At 62.6% G+C, this 14,651-nt stretch carries 12 protein-coding genes; 6 read left to right on the top strand and 6 right to left on the bottom strand.

Translation table 11 applies throughout. The annotated features are described in order from the left end of the window. Positions 1-262: 262 nt before the first annotated feature. The 3 genes from APH42_RS26350 to APH42_RS26340 all read right to left on the bottom strand — a co-directional run bounded on the left by APH42_RS26350 (position 263) and on the right by APH42_RS26340 (position 6,028). Positions 263-3,073 (bottom strand): FAD-binding and (Fe-S)-binding domain-containing protein, encoded by a 2,811-nt coding sequence (locus APH42_RS26350; RefSeq protein WP_060494572.1) that lies wholly within the window; start codon positions 3,071-3,073, stop codon positions 263-265. A gap of 75 nt (positions 3,074-3,148) precedes the next feature. Further along, positions 3,149-4,294 carry an FMN-dependent L-lactate dehydrogenase LldD gene (lldD, locus tag APH42_RS26345; protein ID WP_012274264.1) on the bottom strand — a complete coding sequence of 382 codons (1,146 nt, stop codon included), beginning with the start codon at positions 4,292-4,294 and terminating at the stop codon, positions 3,149-3,151. Between the two features lie 63 nt (positions 4,295-4,357). Next, the gene (locus tag APH42_RS26340; RefSeq protein WP_012274263.1) at positions 4,358-6,028 is read right to left on the bottom strand and encodes a lactate permease LctP family transporter; all 1,671 of its coding nucleotides are present in this window, start codon (positions 6,026-6,028) and stop codon (positions 4,358-4,360) included. A gap of 255 nt (positions 6,029-6,283) precedes the next feature. On the opposite strand from APH42_RS26340, the gene APH42_RS26335 reads away from it, so the two are divergent. Beyond that, entirely contained in the window at positions 6,284-7,051 is a 768-nt protein-coding gene (locus tag APH42_RS26335) for an FCD domain-containing protein (RefSeq protein ID WP_060494571.1), read from the top strand. 132 nt (positions 7,052-7,183) lie between these two features. Here the strand turns inward: APH42_RS26335 and smpB are convergent, their stop codons facing one another. Further along, positions 7,184-7,666, bottom strand: a complete 483-nt coding sequence (gene smpB, locus APH42_RS26330; protein WP_012274261.1) for an SsrA-binding protein SmpB — start codon at positions 7,664-7,666, stop codon at positions 7,184-7,186. A 163-nt stretch (positions 7,667-7,829) separates the two neighbouring features. On the opposite strand from smpB, the gene APH42_RS26325 reads away from it, so the two are divergent. Then, positions 7,830-8,264, top strand: coding sequence for a type II toxin-antitoxin system RatA family toxin (locus tag APH42_RS26325; RefSeq protein WP_012274260.1), 435 nt, complete (start codon positions 7,830-7,832; stop codon positions 8,262-8,264). A gap of 60 nt (positions 8,265-8,324) precedes the next feature. Here the strand turns inward: APH42_RS26325 and APH42_RS26320 are convergent, their stop codons facing one another. Next, a complete protein-coding gene (locus tag APH42_RS26320; RefSeq protein ID WP_012274259.1) occupies positions 8,325-8,861 on the bottom strand; it encodes an outer membrane protein assembly factor BamE in 537 nt (178 codons plus the stop codon). Between the two features lie 97 nt (positions 8,862-8,958). Between APH42_RS26320 and fur the strand changes: the two genes are divergently transcribed. After that, positions 8,959-9,363, top strand: coding sequence for a ferric iron uptake transcriptional regulator (gene fur / locus APH42_RS26315; protein WP_012274258.1), 405 nt, complete (start codon positions 8,959-8,961; stop codon positions 9,361-9,363). Between the two features lie 117 nt (positions 9,364-9,480). On the opposite strand, the gene recN is transcribed toward fur, so the two are convergent. Further along, on the bottom strand, positions 9,481-11,154 hold the full coding sequence (gene recN, locus APH42_RS26310; RefSeq protein WP_012274257.1) for a DNA repair protein RecN: 1,674 nt from the start codon (positions 11,152-11,154) through the stop codon (positions 9,481-9,483). A gap of 190 nt (positions 11,155-11,344) precedes the next feature. Between recN and grpE the strand changes: the two genes are divergently transcribed. From grpE to APH42_RS26295, 3 genes are all read left to right on the top strand, one after another. Further along, on the top strand, positions 11,345-11,899 hold the full coding sequence (grpE, locus tag APH42_RS26305; protein ID WP_012274256.1) for a nucleotide exchange factor GrpE: 555 nt from the start codon (positions 11,345-11,347) through the stop codon (positions 11,897-11,899). A gap of 101 nt (positions 11,900-12,000) precedes the next feature. Continuing rightward, entirely contained in the window at positions 12,001-13,926 is a 1,926-nt protein-coding gene (dnaK, locus tag APH42_RS26300; protein ID WP_060494570.1) for a molecular chaperone DnaK, read from the top strand. A gap of 194 nt (positions 13,927-14,120) precedes the next feature. Further along, positions 14,121-14,651 (top strand): DnaJ domain-containing protein (locus APH42_RS26295; protein WP_156352924.1); only part of this gene is annotated, 531 nt, incomplete at its 3' end.

Raw genomic sequence — 14,651 nt, 5'->3', positions numbered from 1 at the left:
GGGGGGGGTTCAATCGGGATGGTGGCGGGGCGATATGAGAGGGGGGGGATGGCACTGGCTTTGCCGGTGTTCGCGGCTGAAGCCGCTCCCACTGGACCGTGCTTGGCCCGGGCTTGCGCTGTACCTGTGTAGGAGCGGCCTTGTGTCGCGATCGGGCTGCGAAGCAGCCCCAGGGTGTCAGCGTGGGTGCATAAATCGTGGGGCCGCTTTGCGGCCCGATCGCGACACAAGGCCGCTCCTACAAAGGTGAAGGTGCCAGCCTTCAGATGCTGCGGGGGCGGGTGACGCGGTCTACTAGGTAGACCAGGCCGTGGTAGTCGATGCCGCTGTGGCTCGACAGGCCGATTTCGCAGGTGCGGCTGGTGGAGATGCCTTCGCTGCAATACTGCACGGCATCTTTCAGGCTGCGCAGCGAATGGGCGTTCAGCTCGGGGGTGGTGAAGCCTTTGTCGCCGGCAAAGCCGCAGCAATGAATGCCTTCGGGGATGACCACCTGTTTGCTGCAACGCCGCGCCAGGTCGATCAGCGCCTGGCTTTCACCCAGATGCTGGGTGCTGCAGGTCACGTGCACGGCTACGGGTTCGTCCTGGGGGGTGAATTCCAGGCGGTCGAGCAGGTGGGTGCGAATGAAGCGCACCGGGTCGTACAGGTCCAGCCGGGTGTCGCCCAGGTCTTGCACCAGGCGCAGGGTGCAGGGGCTGGTGTCGCAGTAGATCGGGTCGAGGCCGCCACGGCTGGCGTGCAACAGGGCGTTGATCAGTTCCTGGCGCTTGTGTTCGGCCTGCTCGGGGTAGCCCTTGGAGGCGAACGGCTGGCCGCAGCACAAGCTGTCGGCGTTGTCGGGGAACACCACTTGGTAGCCGGCCTTTTCCAGCAGGGCGCGGGTTTTGTCCAGCAGCGAGCTTTGTTCGCGGTCGACGTAGGCCGGGCCCATCACCCGTGAAACGCAGGCCGCCAGGTACACCACGCGGGGGCGGGCATCGTTGCTGGCCGGGCCGAAGCTGATCGGGCGCAGCGGTTGCGGCATGGCCGGGGTCCACTGTGGCAGGCGGCCTTTGCTGGCTTTGCTCAGCGAGGCGCTCAAGCGGCCCAGGCGCGGGGCACCCAGCAGCTTGCGGGCGGTGTTGGCGGCAGTGAGTGTCAGGCGCGCACCGCTCAGGGCGGTGTGGAAATGTTCGGCCAGCCAGTCGGCGGTTTTTTTGTGGTCGGCGGCCTGGCTACGCAGTTTCTTCACCAGTTCGCCGGTGTTGATGCCGACCGGGCAGCGCTGGGCACATAGGCCAGTGGCGGCGCAGGTGTCGATGCCCTGGTACTGGTAGGTCTGCATCAGTTCGCGGGTGTCGATGCCGGCGCGTTGCTTGGCCTTGATGTCACGCCACATGACGATGCGCTGGCGTGGGCTGAGGGTCAGGCCCTTGGACGGGCACACCGGTTCGCAGAAGCCGCATTCGATGCACTTGTCGACGATTTCGTCGGCGGCAGGCAGTGGCTTGAGGTTTTTCAGGTGGATGTCCGGGTCTTCGCTCAGCACCACGTCGGGGTTGAGAATGCCGTTGGGGTCGAGCAGGCGCTTGAGCTGCCACATCAGCTGGTAGGCGTCATGGCCCCATTCCAGCTCCACGAACGGCGCCATGTTGCGCCCGGTGCCGTGCTCGGCCTTGAGCGAGCCACCGAACTCCACCGCCACCAGTTGCGCCACGTCGTCCATGAACGCCTGGTAACGGGCGACTTCTTCGGCGCTGTTGAAGCCCTGGGTGAAGACGAAGTGCAGGTTGCCTTCCAGTGCATGGCCGAAAATGATCGCTTCGTCATAGCGGTGCTTGTCGAACAGCTGGATCAGGCGGTTGACGCCTTCGGCCAGCTGTTCGACGGGGAAGGTGACGTCTTCGATGATGACTGTGGTGCCGGTCTGACGCACAGCGCCGACAGCGGGGAAGGTGTCCTTGCGGATTTTCCACAGCTGGTTGTACACGGCCGGGTCTTCGCTGAAGTCCACCTGTTGTTCCAGTGGGTAGTCGGCGATCGAGGCCATCACCTGTTGCAGTTGCTCGTGCAGCAGGCTTTGGCTGGCGGCGCGGGACTCGATCAGCAAGGCGCAGGCGTTGTCCGACAGGCCTTTTACCCACAGCGGCATGCCAGGCATGTTCTGCACCGAGCGCAGGCTGCGGCGGTCGAGCAGTTCCACGGCTGAGACTGGCTGGTGCTTGAGCACGGTCACCGCGCGGCAGCAGCTTTCGACGCTGGGGAACACCAGCAGGGCGCTGGCCTTGTGCGGGTGGTCGGGCACAGTGTCGTAGGTGACGGCGCTGATGAAGCCCAGGGTGCCTTCGGAGCCAACCAGCAGGTGTTGCAGGATATCCAGCGGCTGGTCGTAGTCCACCAGTGCGTTCAGTGACAGGCCGGTGGTGTTCTTCAGCCGGTATTTGTGTCGGATGCGTTCGGCCAGCGCGGTGTTGGCGCGGGTTTCGCGGCCCAGGCGGGCCAGCGCCTCCAGCAGCTCGGCGTGGCTGGTTTCGAAGGCGGCCACGCTGGCCGGGTCTTCGCTGTCCAGGCGGGTGCCGTCGGCCAGCACCAGGCGCAGGCCGGCCAGGGTGTGGTAGGTGTTCTGCGCGGTGCCGCAGCACATGCCACTGGCGTTGTTGGCGACGATGCCGCCGATCTTGCAGGCGTTGATCGAGGCCGGGTCCGGGCCGATCTTGCGGCCGAAGGGGGCCAGCCAGGCGTTGGCCTGGGCGCCGATCACGCCAGGTTGCAGGCGGATCTGCTCGCCTTGGCCGCGGATTTCCTTACCCCCCCAGCTGTCGCCGAGTACGATCAGCACCGAGTCAGTGATGGCCTGGCCGGACAGGCTGGTGCCGGCGGCGCGGAAGGTGACCGGCACCCGCTCGCGCTGGGCCAGTTTGATCAGGCCGACCACTTCGTCCTCGGACTCGACGCGTACCACCAGCTTGGGGATCAACCGGTAGAAGCTGGCGTCGGTGCCGAAGGCCAGGGTGGAAGTGGGGTCGTCGAAGCGGCGTTCGGCGGGTATCAGGCGCTCGGCATCACGCAGGAACGCGGCGGGCAGGCTCATGCAATCTCCTCGCGGGGCTGTGGCGTCTGTGCGTCACATGCCCCGGGTCAATCAGGCGGTCGTTCTTGCAGGCGGTCAGGCGCCCAGTTCGCGTACCAGCGAGTCGCGGGTGATCTCGCTGATCGACTTGGCACCGGTCAGCACCATGGCCACGCGCATTTCTTTCTCGAACAGCTCCAGCAGGTTCTTCACGCCAGCCTGGCCATGCACGGCAAGGGCGTAGAGGAAGGCGCGGCCGATCAAGACGGTGTCGGCGCCCAAGGCGATCATGCGCACCACGTCGAGGCCGCTGCGAATGCCGGAGTCGGCCAGAATCTTGAGGTCGCCCTTGACCGCGTCGGCAATCGCCGGAAGGGCGCGGGCACTGGACAGCACGCCGTCGAGCTGACGCCCGCCGTGGTTGGACACGACGATACCGTCGGCACCGAACTTGACCGCATCGCGGGCGTCGTCGGCGTCGAGGATGCCCTTGATGATCATCGGGCCGTCCCAGTACTCACGAATCCATTCCAGGTCTTTCCAGGAAATGGATGGGTCGAAGTTGTTACCCAGCCAGCCGATGTAGTCGGCAAGGCCGGTTGGGTTGCCACGGTATTTGGAAATGTTGCCCAGGTCATGCGGGCGGCCCATCACGCCGACATCCCATGCCCACTCTGGGTGGGTCATGGCTTGCAGCACGCGGCGCAGCGGGCCGTTCTTGCCGCTCATGCCGGAGTGGGCGTCGCGGTAGCGGGCGCCGGGCACTGGCATGTCGACGGTGAATACCAGGGTCTTGACCCCGGCAGCCTTGGCCCGCTCCAGGGCGTTACGCATGAAGCCGCGGTCCTTGAGCACATACAGCTGGAACCACATCGGCCGGTCGATGGCGGGCGCCACTTCTTCGATCGGGCACACCGACACCGTGGACATGGTGAACGGGATGCCATGGGCGGCCGCCGCACGCGCCGCCTGCACTTCGCCACGGCGGGCGTACATGCCGGTGAGGCCGACCGGGGCCAGGGCCACCGGCATGCTCAGGGTTTCGTCGAACAGGCGGGTGGAAAGGCTGAGCTCGGACATGTTGTTCAGCACGCGCTGGCGCAGGGCAATGCTGGCCAGGTCCGAGACGTTGTGGCGCAGGGTGTGCTCGGCGTAGGCGCCGCCATCGGCGTAGTGGAACAGGAAGGGAGGCAGCTTGCGTTGGGCCGCGGCGCGATAGTCGGTAGAGGCAGAAATGATCATGGATTCTCGCAGCGTTGCTTGTGGGGAGTGCCGGGCGCGCGATGGCGCCCGGCCCCTTTCACTTTAGTGATGAACCAGCATGCCGGTCAGCCAGTAAGCCTGGATCAGGGTGATCAGGCCGACGATGGTGGCGAAGAACAGGCTGTGCTTGACGGTGAAGCGGAACAGGTCCGATTCCTTGCCCACCAGGCCGGTGGCGGCGCAGGCCACGGCGATCGATTGCGGCGAGATCATCTTGCCGGTCACGCCGCCGCTGGTGTTGGCCGCTACCAGCAGGGTGTCGTTGACCCCGATCTGGTGCGCGGTGGTGGCCTGCAGCGAGCTGAACAGGGCGTTGGACGAGGTGTCCGAGCCAGTCAGGAACACGCCCAGCCAGCCGAGGAACGGCGAGAAGAACGGGAATGCAGCGCCGGTGCCGGCCAGCACCAGGGCCATGGTCGAGGACATGCCGGAGTAGTTGGTGACGAAGGCGAAGGCCAGCACCATGCCGATCGACAGAATCGGCCAGCGCAGTTCCCAGAAGGTTTCTTTGAAAGTGGTAAGACCAGTTTTGAAGTTGATCTTCAGCACCGCCATGGAGATCAGTGCCGAGAGGAAGATCGCGGTGCCGGTGGCGGAGATCGGGTCGAGCTTGAACACCGCAGGCATGGCGGTCGGCGCGGCAACGATCGGTGCGGTCTTGATCACCAGCTGGTCGAGGTGTGGGATGGCGAAGTTGAACACGAAGTTGTACATCGCGCCGCCTGGGGCGAACGCTGCCTTGAACGGCTTCAGGGTCCAGATGGTGACCAGTACGGTCAGGATCAGGAACGGCGACCAGGCCTTGAAGATCTCGCCAAAGCTGTACGGGCTAGGCTGGCTGCCGCTTGGCTGCACCACGGCGGCGCCGACGCTGCCCTTGGCTTCGCTGAACGAACGCTTGGGCTGCCAGACCTTCAGGAACAGGGTGAGGCAGATCAGGCTGGCCAGTGCCGAGGTGATGTCTGGCAGCTCTGGGCCGATGAAGTTCGAAGTGAAGTACTGGGTGACGGCGAAGCTCAGGCCGGCGACCAGCGCGGCAGGCCAGGTTTCCTTCACGCCGCGCAGGCCGTCCATCATGAACACCAGCCAGAACGGCACGAACAGCGACAGCAGTGGCAGCTGGCGGCCGGTCATGGCGCCGATGTGGAAGGCGTCGATGCCGGTGACCTGGCCGGCCACGATGATCGGGATGCCCAGGGCGCCGAAGGCCACCGGTGCGGTATTGGCGATCAGGCACAGGCCGGCGGCGTACAGCGGGTTGAAGCCCAGGCCCACCAGCAGCGCGGCAGTGATTGCCACCGGTGCGCCGAAGCCTGCCGCGCCTTCCAGGAAGGCACCGAAGCAGAAGCCGATCAGCAGCACTTGCAGGCGCTGGTCGTCGGTAATCGACAGCACCGAGCTGCGGATCACCTCGAACTGGCCGCTCTTGACCGTGAGTTTGTACAGGAACACCGCGGCAACGATGATCCAGGCAATGGGCCAGAGGCCGTAGAGGAAGCCGTAACCTGCGGCGGCGAAGGCCATGTCGACAGGCATCTGGAAGGCGAAGATGGCCACCAGGATCGACAGCGCGAGGGTGATGCTACCGGCTACGTGGCCCTTGAGGCGGAACACGGCGAGGGCCAGGAAGAAGAACACGATGGGGATGACCGCCGCCAGTGCGGACAGGCCAAGACTACCAAGCGGGCTATAGAGTTGTTGCCAGGTTTGCATATGGGGTGGCCCCTAATTGTTGTTGGTCAGCACTGGCATTGGATAATTGGTAAGACCAATTTACAATGGCTGGTCGCTAGGTTAAAAGCGCTGTCGTGGGTGTGTCAATTTGTCCTGCGCAAAACTTTGGTCGCGTGCCGATGAGCGGGCACCTGATGCGCTGGGAAAATCGCGGCTTGATGGGTGTGTGCGCGTCCTGGATCGGCGAGAATAGGCGCCCCCTGAAATCTGCCGGGGGTTTGTGGAGAGCATGTGATGGTTTTTGATCAGGTCCGCCAACGGCGCCTGTCCGACGACATTGTCGATCGGTTGGAAGGGATGATTCTGGAAGGCACGCTGACCTCGGGGCAGCGGCTGCCGGCCGAGCGCGTCCTTGCCGAGCAATTTGGTGTGTCCCGCCCGTCACTGCGTGAGGCGATCCAGAAGCTGGTGGCCAAAGGGCTGCTGGTCAGCCGTCAGGGCGGGGGCAATTTTGTTGCCGAGTCGCTGGGGTCCACCTTCAGCGACCCGTTGCTGCAGCTGCTCGAGCACAGTGCCGAAGCGCAGCGTGACCTGCTCGAATTCCGCCATACCCTGGAGGCGTCGTGTGCCTTCTATGCCGCCCAACGAGCCACCGAGCCTGACCGAGCACGGCTGAAGGCGGCCTTCGATGTGTTGCAGGACTGCTATGCCAGGGTCGACGAAGTGACCCGGGCGGAGGAGGGCGCGGCGGATGCACGCTTCCACCTGGCGATTGCCGAGGCCAGCCATAACGCAGTGTTGCTGCATACCATTCGGGGGTTGTTCGACCTGCTCAAGCGCAACGTGGTGACTAACATTGGCGGCATGTACCAGCAGCGCACCGAAACCCGGGACATGCTGATCAGTCAGCACCGGGAGCTGTACCTGGCGATTGTCGAGGGCAGGGCGGAGGATGCGCGCGAGGTGTCCAGCCGGCACATTCTGTATGTGCAGGAGGTGCTGCAAGAGGCGCACGAAGAGGCGCAGCGGGTGGCGCGGGCAGAGCGGCGTAGCGGGCGTTGAGATTTGTGGTGGCAGTGCTGGCCTCTTCGCGGGTGAACCCGCTCCCACAGGGTTCTCACAGCCTTCAAGGGCAGTGATATACCTGTGGGAGCGGTTTTACCCGCGAAGAGGGCCGAACAGGCGAAAGAAGATCTAGTCTTCCTTGCCCTTGTTCCGCACAGCCCGCTGCAGCTCGCGGTTGGAGTCGCGCTCGCGCATGGTGTCGCGCTTGTCGAACTCCTTCTTGCCCTTGCCCAGTGCGATTTCGCACTTGATCAGGTGCTTGCTCCAGTACAGCGCCAAGGCCACGCAGGTGTAGCCTTTTTGCGCCACGGCCGCTTCCAGGCGCTCAAGCTCGCGCTTGTTCAGCAGCAGCTTGCGGGTGCGGATGGGGTCGGCGATGACGTGGGTGCTGGCGGTGGTCAGCGGGGTGATGTGGCTGCCGAACAGCCAGGCTTCACCGTCCTTGAGCAGCACGTAGCTGTCGGTCAGGTGCGCCTTGCCAGCTCGCAGGCTTTTTACTTCCCAGCCGGACAGGACCAGCCCGGCCTCGAACTTGTGTTCGATGAAGTAATCGTGTCGCGCTTTCTTGTTTTGCGCGATGGTCCCGGTCGGATGTTTTTTTTGCTTAGCCATAGGGGCGGCATTATAGGCAAGTCCGCGCGTCGTCCGCTATGGGATTTCGGTGTGCTTGAGCCACCGGAATGAATACCGGACAATACAACCCCTGTCATACGCACAGAACCTGTTTTCGGCACGCTGCGAAGCGCCGCCACCCAGCCTTGGAAGTGACGCCTGGATGACTACCCATATTCAACGCTCCGCCCTGCTGCCATACCCCGCCCAGGCGCTCTACGATCTGGTCAACGATGTGGCCAGCTACCCTGAGTTTCTGCCGTGGTGCTCGGCCTCGACGGTGATCGAAGCCAGTGACACGCACATGCGGGCCAAGCTCGAAGTGGCCAAGGGCGGCATGAGCCAGCACTTCGTCACGCGAAATGTGCTGGTGCCAGGGCAGTCCATCGAGATGAACCTCGAAGAGGGGCCATTCACTCAGCTGCATGGTGTGTGGGTGTTCAAACCGCTGGGTGAAAAAGCCTGCAAGATCAGCCTGGACCTGTCCTTCGATTATGCCGGGCCGATCGTGCGTGCCACGTTGGGGCCGCTGTTCAACCAGGCAGCCAACACCCTGGTCGACGCCTTCTGCCAGCGCGCCAAGCAATTGCATGCCTGACGGATAAGGCGCAAAAAAAAGCCCGGACCAGGTCCGGGCTTTTTTGTATCTGCTGTGCGATTACCGGGTTTCCAGTGGTGCTGGCGTCGGGACTGGGGTGGTCTCGATGGTATCGATTTCGCGCTGGATGGACTCTTCGGTCGAACCAGGCTTGGCTGGTTTTTCCACCGGCTGTGGTGCCGGCTGTTCGGCCTGGCCTGGCTCGGTGGCTGGGCTGACGGTGGTGTCGCTGCTGCCGCCGAGGATTTCCTGGTCGCGGCTTACGCCCGGCATGAAGTCGCCAGACAGGCTGACCAGTTGGTCGCTTTCGTTGAAGAAGATGCTCATGCGCTCTTGCTGGCGTTTACCGCCACCAGGCTGCAGGCTGTACAGGTAATCCCAACGGTTGGTGTTGAAGGTATCCTGAATCAGCGGGTTGCCCATGATAAACCTTACTTGCCGTCGGGTCATTCCCGGGCGTAATTGGTCTATCATGTCTTGCGTGACGACATTGCCCTGCTGGATGTCGATTTTGTAAACCCCGGGAAACGAGCAACCGGCGAGTGCGAGCAGTCCCACTAGGGTGAGGCTGGTTAGCAAGAGCTTGGTGTTTTGCATCGGTGGGCGACTTCCACTATCTTGGCTGGACAACGTAAACCCCGATCATACCCGTATTAAGAGAAGCTGCGAAGCAGCATCGGCGAGAAAGCTGACCATGGTTGAAAATAGCGAATTGCGCAAAGCCGGTCTCAAGGTGACCCTGCCTCGAGTAAAGATCCTTCAGATGCTCGACTCTACCGAGCAGCGTCACATGAGTGCAGAGGATGTCTACAAGGCGCTGATGGAGGCTGGGGAAGATGTGGGCCTGGCCACCGTCTATCGCGTGCTGACTCAGTTCGAAGCGGCGGGTCTGGTGGTTCGCCACAACTTCGACGGCGGCCACGCGGTGTTCGAACTGGCCGATGGCGGTCACCACGACCATATGGTGAACGTGGATACCAGTGAAGTCATCGAGTTCATGGATGCCGAAATCGAGAAGCGCCAGCGCGAAATCGTGGCCGAGCATGGCTACGAGCTGGTGGACCACAATCTGGTCCTGTACGTGCGTAAGAAGAAGTAACGATTTATATCGTTATGAATAGCAAAGGCGACCTTCGGGTCGCCTTTGTGCTTTCTGAGGGTCTTAAGGCAACGCAGGTCGCTTTCACAACAACAGCATTGGCCTGGTAGAGCAGCATCAAGCCTTGCCGGAAACCACCATCTTGCGCGCATGCGCCAAGGACTCTTTGGTCAGGTCGATGCCGCCCAGCATCCGCGCCACTTCTTCTACCCGCTCACGTTTGCCCAGGCTGGCCACGGCGGTGTGGGTGGTATCACTGTTGCGCACCTTGTGTACGAACAGGTGATGATGCCCTTGTGCTGCTACCTGTGGCAGGTGTGTCACGGTCAGCACCTGGCCACGCTCGCCCAGGCGACGCAGCAATTGGCCGACGATTTCGGCAGTGGGGCCGCCGATACCCACGTCGACTTCGTCGAATACCAGGGTCGGGATGCGCGAGGTCTGTGCCGTGATCACCTGGATCGCCAGGCTGATACGCGACAGTTCGCCGCCCGAGGCCACCTTCGCCAGGCCTTTGAGTGGTTGGCCGGGGTTTGCGCTGACCAGCAGCTCGATCTGCTCCAGGCCATGGGGTGAGAGGTCGGAGCCCTCGTTAGGTGTCAGCTCGATGCAGAAGCGACCGCCAGGCATGCCCAGGCGCTGGATTTCCTGTTCGACGGCGCCCGCCAGTTGCTGGGCTGCCTGCTGACGCAGGCCGCTGAGTTCGCGGGCCTTCTCTTTATAGTGCTGGGCGAAGGCGGCAAGCTCTTCACCCAGGCGCTCGATCGACTCGTCACTGGCGTTAAGGCCTTCGATTTCTTCCATCAGCCGTTGCTGCAGGTGAGGCAGTTCGGTGGGGTGCACGCGGTGTTTGCGCGCCAGCGTATAGAGGGTGTCGAGGCGCTCTTCCAAGGCCTGCAGGCGCATCGGGTCGGCATCGAAGTTGTCGAGGAAGCGGTTGAGTTCGCCCACGGCTTCCTCGACCTGGATTTGCGCGCTGGCGATCAGGTTGGCTGCTTCGCCCAGTGCCTTGGGTGAGTTGGTGGCGGCACCCAGACGATTGAGGCAGGAGGTGAGGGCACTGAGCACGTTGCCCGAGTCGCTCTCGCTGCACTGGTCGATGACCTGGCGACAGATGCCGAACAGGGCTTCGGCGCTGGTCAGGTTCTTGTGCTCCTGTTCCAGCTGCTCCAGTTCGTGCTCGCCAAGGCCCAGGTTGTCCAGTTCTTCCAGTTGGTAGCTGAGCAGTTGGTGGCGGGCGCGCTGCTCGTCGCCGGAATTGGACAGGCGCTCCAGCTCCAGGCGGGTTTGGTTCCAGCGCTTGGCCGCCAGCTGTACCTGGCGGGCCAGGTCGACCGCGCCTGCATACTCGTCGAGCAAGCGGCGATGGGTGTCGGTCTTGAGCAGCGACTGGTGCTCGTGCTGGCTATGGATGTCGATCAGCAGTTCGCCCAGCGCTTTAAGGTCGCCAAGCGGGCAGGGCGTGCCGTTGATGTAGCCGCGGCTGCGGCCTTCGGCGGTGATCACCCGGCGCAGGATGCACAGGCCGTCGTTGTCCAGGTCGCGCTCGGTCAGCCAGGCATGCGCCTCGGGGATGTCCACCAGGTCGAAGGTGGCGAGGATGTCTGCCTTGTCGGTGCCGGGGCGCACCACGCCGCTGTCGGCCCGGTCGCCCAGGGCCAGGCCAAGGGCATCGAGCATGATCGATTTGCCGGCGCCGGTCTCGCCGGTGATGACAGACATGCCACGGGCGATTTCGAGGTCGAGGTGCTCGACGATGGCGTAATTGTGAATGGACAGGTGCACCAGCATGGGGCGGCTCCCGAAAGTCAGGTCTGGTTATTTATACAGTACTTTTTTCAGGCCTGCCAATGCCCCTTGGCAGATTCTGTTGCGGCCCTGAAAACCACCTTGCCCCTTGAAGCTGGTTTTTCAGGCCCCATATAGCCGGCAGACACGGCGAGCTTTGCTCGTACTACAGAAATTGCGGAGGAGAGAACCCATGGCTGACGATCAGCTGAACGAGAAAGACCTTAATGCCGAAGAAGCCGCTGCAGTGGATAACGGCGCCCGCGTTCAGGAGCTCGAGGAGCAGCTGGCCGCCGCCAAGGATCAGTCCCTGCGTGTCGCAGCAGAAGCGCAGAACAGCATTCGCCGCGCCGAGCAGGAAGTCGACAAGGCCCGCAAGTTCGCCCTCGAGAAATTCTCCAGCGACCTGCTGCCGGTGATCGACAGCCTGGAACTGGCCTTGGCTCACTCCAGCGCCGACGACGAGCACGTCAAGCAGATTCGTGAAGGCGTCGAGCTGACCCTGAAGATGTTCCAGGACACCCTCAAGCGCTACAACCTCGAAGCTGTCGACCCGCACGGTCAGCCGTTCAACCCTGAGCACCACCAGGCCATGGCCATGCAGGAAAACGCCGAAGTAGAGCCAAACAGCGTGCTGAACGTGTTCCAGAAAGGCTACCTGCTGAATGGCCGCCTGCTGCGCCCCGCCATGGTGGTGGTCAGCAAGGCGCCGGCTGCCCCGCAACCTTCTATCGACGAGAAGGCTTGAAATTAGTCCGGGCATCCCCATCTAGGTGTCAAGCGATCAAGTATTACCGCAGTTGGCCGAAGTAGCCGCTGCCGCCAAATTCAAGTTTCGGGAGAGTTAACATGGGCAAAATCATCGGTATCGACCTGGGGACCACCAACTCGTGCGTCTCCATTCTGGAAAACGGTAACGTCAAGGTCATCGAAAACGCCGAAGGCGCGCGTACTACCCCTTCGATCGTGGCTTATGCCAACGACGGCGAAATCCTGGTTGGCCAGTCGGCCAAGCGCCAGGCTGTGACCAACCCGCACAACACCCTGTTCGCAGTGAAGCGCCTGATTGGCCGCCGCTTCGAAGAAGAGGTCGTGCAGAAAGACATCAAGCTGGTGCCATACAAAATCGTCAAGGGCGGTAACGGCGACGCTTGGGTACAGGCCGGCGGCAAGGACATGGCGCCACCGCAAATCAGCGCCGAAGTGCTGAAAAAAATGAAGAAGACCGCCGAAGACTACCTCGGCGAGCCTGTCACCGAGGCGGTCATCACCGTTCCGGCCTACTTCAACGACAGCCAGCGCCAGGCCACCAAGGATGCCGGCCGCATCGCTGGTCTGGACGTCAAGCGCATCATCAACGAGCCGACCGCCGCTGCTCTGGCTTACGGCATGGACAAGGCCAAAGGCGACCACACCGTCATCGTTTATGACCTGGGTGGTGGTACCTTCGACGTTTCGGTCATCGAAATCGCCGAAGTCGACGGTGAGCATCAGTTCGAAGTACTGGCCACCAACGGCGACACCTTCCTGGGTGGCGAAGACTTCGACATGCGCCTGATCGACTACCTTGTCGACGAGTTCAAGAAAGAGTCCGGCATGGACCTGAAGAACGATCCGCTGGCCCTGCAGCGCCTGAAAGAAGCTGCCGAGAAAGCCAAGATCGAGCTGTCCTCGACTCAGTCGACCGACGTCAACCTGCCGTACATCACCGCAGATGCGACAGGTCCGAAGCACCTGAACGTGAAAATCTCCCGCGCCAAGCTGGAGTCGCTGGTAGAAGACCTGGTTCAACGTACCATCGAGCCTTGCCGCATCGCCCTGAAAGACGCCGGCATCGACGCCAGCAAGATCGACGACGTGATCCTGGTCGGTGGCCAGACCCGTATGCCGCTGGTGCAGAAAACCGTTGCTGACTTCTTCGGTAAAGAAGCGCGCAAGGACGTCAACCCGGACGAAGCAGTTGCCATGGGTGCTGCCATCCAGGGCGCGGTATTGGCCGGTGACGTGAAAGACGTACTGCTGCTGGACGTCAGCCCGCTGACCCTGGGTATCGAAACCATGGGTGGCGTGATGACCGCGCTGATCGAGAAGAACACCACCATCCCGACCAAAAAGTCGCAGGTGTTCTCGACCGCCGATGACAACCAGGGCGCCGTGACCATTCACGTGCTGCAGGGTGAGCGTAAGCAGGCTGCGCAGAACAAGTCGCTGGGCAAGTTTGACCTGGCTGACATTCCGCCAGCACCACGTGGCGTACCGCAGATCGAAGTGACCTTCGACATCGACGCCAACGGCATCCTGCACGTTGGCGCCAAAGACAAGGCCACCGGCAAGGCTCAGTCGATCGTGATCAAGGCCAACTCCGGTCTGTCGGACGAGGAAATCGAGCGCATGGTGCGTGACGCCGAGGCCAACGCCGAGGAAGACCGCAAGTTCGAAGAACTGGCCGCTGCCCGTAACCAGGGTGACGCGCTGGTGCACTCGACTCGCAAGATGGTCGTTGATGCCGGTGACAAGGTCACTGCTGAAGAGAAGACCGCGATCGAAGCTGCCGTGGTTGCCCTGGAAGCCGCTGTCAAAGGCGACGACAAGGCCGCAATCGACGCCAAGGTCGAAGAGCTGTCCAAAGTCTCTGCCCCGGTTGCCCAGAAGATGTACGCCGAGCAGTCGGCCGAACAGCCTCAGGGTGGCGCGCAGCAGGCCGAGCCGGAAGCCAAGCACGATGACGTGGTTGACGCCGAGTTCGAAGAAGTGAAAGGCGACGACAAGAAGTAATCGTTGCATGTTGTCGGCCAGTTCACCGGTGTTTGCCGGTGAACTGGTAGGATGTCGCCGCGCGGGGGCTTGCTCCCGCGTTGGCGTATCTGGAATTCGAGAATTTTTACAGCATCTGTCAGCGCTCCTTGGGGGTGGGCAGGTGTTGACGGCGCGGCGCAGATGCCTGACGCCTAACAAGGTGCAAATGACCTATGTCCAAGCGTGATTATTATGAGGTCCTGGGTGTCGAGCGCGGCGCCAGCGAAGCTGACCTCAAGAAGGCGTATCGCCGTCTGGCGATGAAGTATCACCCGGACCGCAACCCGGGCGATAAAGAGTCGGAAGACAAGTTCAAGGAGGCCAACGAGGCCTACGAAGTGCTGTCTGACGCGAGCAAGCGCGCGGCCTTCGACCAGTATGGCCACGCTGGCGTCGACCCAAGCATGGGTGGCGGCGGTGCCGGCTTCGGTGGCGCCAACTTCTCCGACATCTTCGGTGATGTGTTCAGCGATTTCTTCGGTGGCGGCCGCGGTGGCGGACGTGGCGGTGCCCAGCGCGGCAGCGACCTGCGCTACACCCTTGAACTGAACCTGGAAGAAGCGGTGCGCGGCACCACGGTCAGCATTCGCGTGCCTACCTTGGTCAACTGCCAGCCTTGCGACGGTTCTGGTGCCAAGAAGGGTTCGACCCCTTCGACCTGCCCGACCTGCGGCGGCATCGGCCAGGTGCGCATGCAGCAAGGC

Origin of the sequence: Pseudomonas sp. NBRC 111140, assembly GCF_001320885.1 — a bacterium.
GTDB lineage: Bacteria > Pseudomonadota > Gammaproteobacteria > Pseudomonadales > Pseudomonadaceae > Aquipseudomonas > Aquipseudomonas putida_P.
The sequence above is the reverse complement of the archived record's forward strand: the minus strand, read 5'-3'. Positions and strand labels throughout refer to the sequence as shown.

Coding starts and splice junctions, on each gene's coding strand:
- APH42_RS26350 (WP_060494572.1), bottom strand. CDS start 3,073: ATGAGCCTGCCCGCCGCGTTCCTGCGTGATGCCGAGCGCCTGATACCC.
- lldD (WP_012274264.1), bottom strand. CDS start 4,294: ATGATCATTTCTGCCTCTACCGACTATCGCGCCGCGGCCCAACGCAAG.
- APH42_RS26340 (WP_012274263.1), bottom strand. CDS start 6,028: ATGCAAACCTGGCAACAACTCTATAGCCCGCTTGGTAGTCTTGGCCTG.
- APH42_RS26335 (WP_060494571.1), top strand. CDS start 6,284: ATGGTTTTTGATCAGGTCCGCCAACGGCGCCTGTCCGACGACATTGTC.
- smpB (WP_012274261.1), bottom strand. CDS start 7,666: ATGGCTAAGCAAAAAAAACATCCGACCGGGACCATCGCGCAAAACAAG.
- APH42_RS26325 (WP_012274260.1), top strand. CDS start 7,830: ATGACTACCCATATTCAACGCTCCGCCCTGCTGCCATACCCCGCCCAG.
- APH42_RS26320 (WP_012274259.1), bottom strand. CDS start 8,861: ATGCAAAACACCAAGCTCTTGCTAACCAGCCTCACCCTAGTGGGACTG.
- fur (WP_012274258.1), top strand. CDS start 8,959: ATGGTTGAAAATAGCGAATTGCGCAAAGCCGGTCTCAAGGTGACCCTG.
- recN (WP_012274257.1), bottom strand. CDS start 11,154: ATGCTGGTGCACCTGTCCATTCACAATTACGCCATCGTCGAGCACCTC.
- grpE (WP_012274256.1), top strand. CDS start 11,345: ATGGCTGACGATCAGCTGAACGAGAAAGACCTTAATGCCGAAGAAGCC.
- dnaK (WP_060494570.1), top strand. CDS start 12,001: ATGGGCAAAATCATCGGTATCGACCTGGGGACCACCAACTCGTGCGTC.